The 4,290-nt window shown below is 70.0% G+C and carries 4 protein-coding genes and 1 tRNA gene; 4 read left to right on the forward strand and 1 reads right to left on the reverse strand.

Annotated features, from left to right (window positions below; all coding sequences use genetic code 11):
• Nucleotides 1–168: 168 nt before the first annotated feature.
• A complete protein-coding gene (locus Ari01nite_RS20760) occupies nucleotides 169–573 on the reverse strand; it encodes a YjbQ family protein (protein ID WP_203782943.1) in 405 nt (134 codons plus the stop codon).
• Between the two features lie 184 nt (nucleotides 574–757).
• On the opposite strand from Ari01nite_RS20760, the gene Ari01nite_RS20765 reads away from it, so the two are divergent.
• From Ari01nite_RS20765 to Ari01nite_RS20780, 4 genes are all read left to right on the forward strand, one after another.
• Nucleotides 758–3,037, forward strand: a complete 2,280-nt coding sequence (locus Ari01nite_RS20765; RefSeq protein WP_203782944.1) for a thiamine pyrophosphate-dependent enzyme — start codon at nucleotides 758–760, stop codon at nucleotides 3,035–3,037.
• Between the two features lie 98 nt (nucleotides 3,038–3,135).
• Nucleotides 3,136–3,567, forward strand: coding sequence for a DUF3052 domain-containing protein (locus Ari01nite_RS20770; protein ID WP_203782945.1), 432 nt, complete (start codon nucleotides 3,136–3,138; stop codon nucleotides 3,565–3,567).
• A 64-nt stretch (nucleotides 3,568–3,631) separates the two neighbouring features.
• Complete coding sequence (locus Ari01nite_RS20775; protein ID WP_203782946.1) at nucleotides 3,632–4,096, forward strand: peroxiredoxin; 465 nt, start codon at nucleotides 3,632–3,634, stop codon at nucleotides 4,094–4,096.
• 45 nt (nucleotides 4,097–4,141) lie between these two features.
• A tRNA-Val gene (locus Ari01nite_RS20780) sits at nucleotides 4,142–4,213 on the forward strand.
• Nucleotides 4,214–4,290 lie beyond the last annotated feature (77 nt).

Consider the following 4,290-nt stretch of genomic DNA (forward strand, 5'->3'; position numbering starts at 1 on the left):
CTTGCGCTCCGTGGCCACAGGCAATCCTCTTGGTCGGTGTCGGGACCGGGCGGCCTATCGTGTGGGTCGCTCGGAAGTACCTCCATCCTGCCCCCTCGCGTACGGCATCGTCACGCCTACCCGGGGTGTCCGCGATCCGAGACACACATACTGACCAGTAACGTCTACCTAACCGGTCAAGAAGGAGAACCGCACCTGCCGGGTCGGGTTGTCGCCGTTCGTGTCGACCAGGCATATCGACTGCCAGGTACCCAACGCGATCTTTCCGCCGATTACCGGCAGTGTCGCGTACGGCGGGATCCAGGCCGGCAGGACGTGGTCGCGGCCGTGCCCGCGCGAGCCGTGCCGGTGCCGCCACTTGTCCTCGGCCGGCAGCAGGTCGTCGATGGCGGTCAGCAGGTCGTCGTCCGAGCCGGCGCCGGTCTCGATGATGGCCAGGCCGGCGGTGGCGTGCGGGACGAAGACATGCAACAGGCCGTCTGATTCGGACTGGACGAACCGGGCGGCCTCGGCGGTGATGTCGCGGACCACGGGCGATCCGCCGGTCCGTACGGTGATCACTTCGGTGCGCATCCGGCGAGCCTATGTGTACAGGTCGAGCGCCAGGAACAGGGCCGCGGTGCAGCCGAGCCAGAGCGAGGCCAGCGCGGCCCGTCGCAAGATCATGTCTGGATTAGAGCAGCGCACCCATACGCTTCGCAGCGAGATCGATGCAAATTGCTGACTTCTCACGTGGCAGCGGTGGCCCCGGTCCGCAATGCTGGGCTTCGTGACCACCCCGCAAAACCTCGACGAGCGATTCCGCGACGCGGTGTCGGCGCTGCCCGCGCCCGACGCCCGGCGCGCGCCCGCCGATGCCGTCCACGACGGCGCCCTGCTCACCGGCGACCTCGCCCTCGAGCTGTTCGACGCGCAGCTGGCCAGCCGCCACCTCGACCTGGCCGCCCGCTGGCTGCGCAGCTTCAACGAGGGCTTCTACACCATCGGCTCCTCGGGGCACGAGGGCAACGCGGCGGTCGCGGCCGCCCTGCTGCCCACCGACCCGGCCCTGCTGCACTACCGCTCGGCCGCGTTCTTCTGCGCCCGGGCCAAGAGCCTCGCCGACGCTGCCCGGGACGTGCTGCGCGGCGTGGTCGCCTCGGCACACGAGCCGATCGCCGGCGGCCGGCACAAGGTCTTCGGCAACGCCGACCTCAACATCGTGCCCACCACCTCGACCGTCGCGTCGCACCTGCCGCGGGCCGTGGGCCTGGCGTTCTCGCTGGCCCGGCCGCATGAGGGCGAGCGGCGCTGGCCGGCCGACGCGATCACGGTGGCGACCTTCGGCGACGCCTCGGCCAACCACGCGAGTGCCACCGCCGCGTTGAACGCCGCCGGCTGGTTCGAGCATTCGGGCCTCTTGCATGGTGGATTGGAGTCGAGGCGGTACGGCCTGCCGTTGCTTTTGATCTGCGAGGACAACGGTCTGGGAGTGAGCGTGCCGAGCCCGGACGGCTGGCTGGCGGCCATGCTCCGGTCCCGCCCCGGCGTGCGGTACACCTCGGCCGACGGCTGCGACCTGGCGGGCACCTACCACGCGGCGGTGGAGGCGGCCGGCTTCGTGCGCCGCGAGCGCCGGCCGGCCGTGCTGCACCTGTCCACGGTACGGCTCATGGGTCATGCCGGAGCCGACGCCGAGGTCGCCTACCGTGCCCCCGACGAGATCAACCGTGACCTGGAGCGCGATCCCCTGGTCGGCACGGCTCGGCTGCTGGTGGCCGCCGGCCTGCTCGGCCCGGACGAGGTGATCGCGCGCTACGACGAGATCGGCTGGCAGGTGCGCAAGATCGCCGAGGAGGTGCTGAGCGAGCCCAAGCTGGCCTCGGTCGCCGAGATCGTGGCGCCGCTCGCCCCGCGCCGCCCGCTGCGGGTGGCCCACCAGATCACCGAGGCGGCCACCCGGGCGGTCGGTCCCGGCGCCGCGGCCCGGTCCAAGGCCTTCGACGGCAAGCTGCCCGAGCAGTCCGGCCCGCTCACCCTGGCGCAGACCATCAACGCGACGCTGACCGACGCCATGGTCACCAACCCGGCCATGCTGCTGTTCGGCGAGGACGTGGGCCGCAAGGGCGGCGTCTACGGGGTCACCAAGCGGATCCAGGAGAGGTTCGGGGCCGAACGGGTCTTCGACACCCTGCTCGACGAGACCACGATCCTGGGCCTGGCGCTCGGCACCGGCATGGACGGCCGGCTCCCGGTCCCCGAGATCCAGTACCTGGCGTACCTGCACAACGCCGAGGACCAGCTGCGGGGCGAGGCGGCCACGCTGTCGTTCTTCTCGTCCGGCGCCTTCCGGAACCCCATGGTGGTACGCGTGGCCGGCCTGGCCTACCAGCAGTCGTTCGGCGGCCACTTCCACAACGACAACTCGGTGGCGGTGCTGCGCGACGTACCCGGCCTGGTGTTGGCCGTGCCCTCCCGCCCGGCCGACGCCGCGCCGATGCTCCGGTCCTGCCTGGCGTCCGCGGCGGCGGACGGCAGCGTGTGCGTCTTCCTCGAGCCGATCGCGCTCTACCACACCCGTGACCTGTACGAGCAGGGCGACAACGAGTGGCTGGCCCCCTACGGCGCGCCGAACACCTGGTCCGGCGAGCACGTGCCGGTCGGCCGGGCCCGCACCTACCCCGTCGGAAACGCGACAGACCTGACAATCGTGACGTACGGCAACGGCCTGCGGATGTCGCTCCGGGTCGCCGCCCGGCTCGCCGCCGACGGTTACGGATCCCGAGTGGTGGACCTGCGCTGGCTCAGCCCGCTGCCGGCCGCCGACCTGGTCCGGGAGGCCGCCGCCACCGGCCGGGTGCTGATCGTCGACGAAACGAGGCGTTCCGGCGGGGTCGGCGAGGGCATTCTCGCGGCCCTGGTGGACGGCGGTTTTGTGGGCGCGGCACGCCGGATCGCCTCGGCGGACTCGCTGATTCCGCTCGGTCCGGCCGCACAACACGTGCTGGTAGGGGAGGATGCCATCACACAGGGTGCCCATGCCCTGCTGGCACGGTAAATTGCCACACACTCGGTGCGCCACTTGCGCCGGGGCGCACAAGTGTGTGGACTACCCCCAGGTTTCCAGCAATATTTCCGGCTAGGAGGACTTAGACAGTGAGCGCGACCGCTGGTCAGGCCGACGGCGTACGCAGCCTGGCGGACCGGTTCGGCTTCGAGCCGAACATGGTGGTCATGGAGATGGGCTACGACGACGATGTCGACGAGGACCTCCGTGACGGCCTGACCGAACGCGTCGGCGAGTTGGTCGACGAAGACACCGACGAGGTCGTGGACGCCGTACTGCTCTGGTACCGCGACGGCGATGGTGACTTGTTCGAGCTGCTCACGGACGCCCTGGGCCCCCTCGCCGACAACGGCGTGGTCTGGCTGCTGACCCCGAAGGCCGGCCGCGACGGCCATGTGGAGCCGAGCGAGATCAGCGAGTCCGCCCCCACGGCGGGTCTGCAGCAGACCTCGACGGTCAACGCCGGCAAGGACTGGACGGGTGCACGGCTCGTCTCCCCCAGGGGTGCGAAAAGGAAGTAGCGCACTGCTTCGTCCGCCTGCCCGGCCGGCGCCCCGTCGGCGCCGGTCCGGCTAGGGTGTGCTCATGCCGCTAGCTGTCGGAACCCGGGCCCCCGACTTCACGCTCAAAGACCAGAACAATCAGGTGGTACGCCTGGCCGACTTCGTCGGCCACAAGGCGGTGCTGCTGGTCTTCTACCCCCTGACCTTCACCGGCACCTGCAAAGGCGAACTAACCGAAATCCGCGACAATATCGACCGTTACGTGAACGAAGACGTACAGGTCGTGGCAGCCAGCGTCGACTCGGTCTACAGCCACAAGGTCTGGTCCCTGCAACAGGGCTACGAATTCCCCCTGCTGGCCGACTTCTGGCCACACGGCGGCGTAGCCCAACAGTACGAGGTGTTCAACCCGGAAGCAGGCTTCGCCAACCGAGGCACCTTCCTGGTAGACAAAGACGGACTTATCCGTTTCGCCGAGGAGGCCGGCCCCGGCGAAACCCGCGACCAGGCCGCCTGGCTGAAGGCCATCGCCGCCCTGAAGCCCTGACCGCCGGGCAGGGTACGATGACCACTCCGGCTAGATCGCCGAGCCGGGCGCGTAGCTCAGTGGGAGAGCACTCGCCTTACAAGCGAGGGGTCGCAGGTTCGAAACCTGCCGCGCCCACGCGAGTCGGAGTCCCCTGTCCGCAAACTGCGCGGACCGAGGGCTCGCGTCATGTTTGCTCCGGGGGCCGAGCCCCC

The organism is Paractinoplanes rishiriensis (assembly GCF_016862375.1).
Taxonomy (GTDB): Bacteria; Actinomycetota; Actinomycetes; order Mycobacteriales; family Micromonosporaceae; genus Actinoplanes; species Actinoplanes rishiriensis.

What these genes read in the sequence shown, in the direction of transcription:
- Ari01nite_RS20760 (WP_203782943.1), bottom strand. Translation starts at nt 573, where the DNA reads ATGCGCACCGAAGTGATCACCGTACGGACCGGCGGATCGCCCGTGGTC.
- Ari01nite_RS20765 (WP_203782944.1), top strand. Translation starts at nt 758, where the DNA reads ATGCTGGGCTTCGTGACCACCCCGCAAAACCTCGACGAGCGATTCCGC.
- Ari01nite_RS20775 (WP_203782946.1), top strand. Translation starts at nt 3,632, where the DNA reads ATGCCGCTAGCTGTCGGAACCCGGGCCCCCGACTTCACGCTCAAAGAC.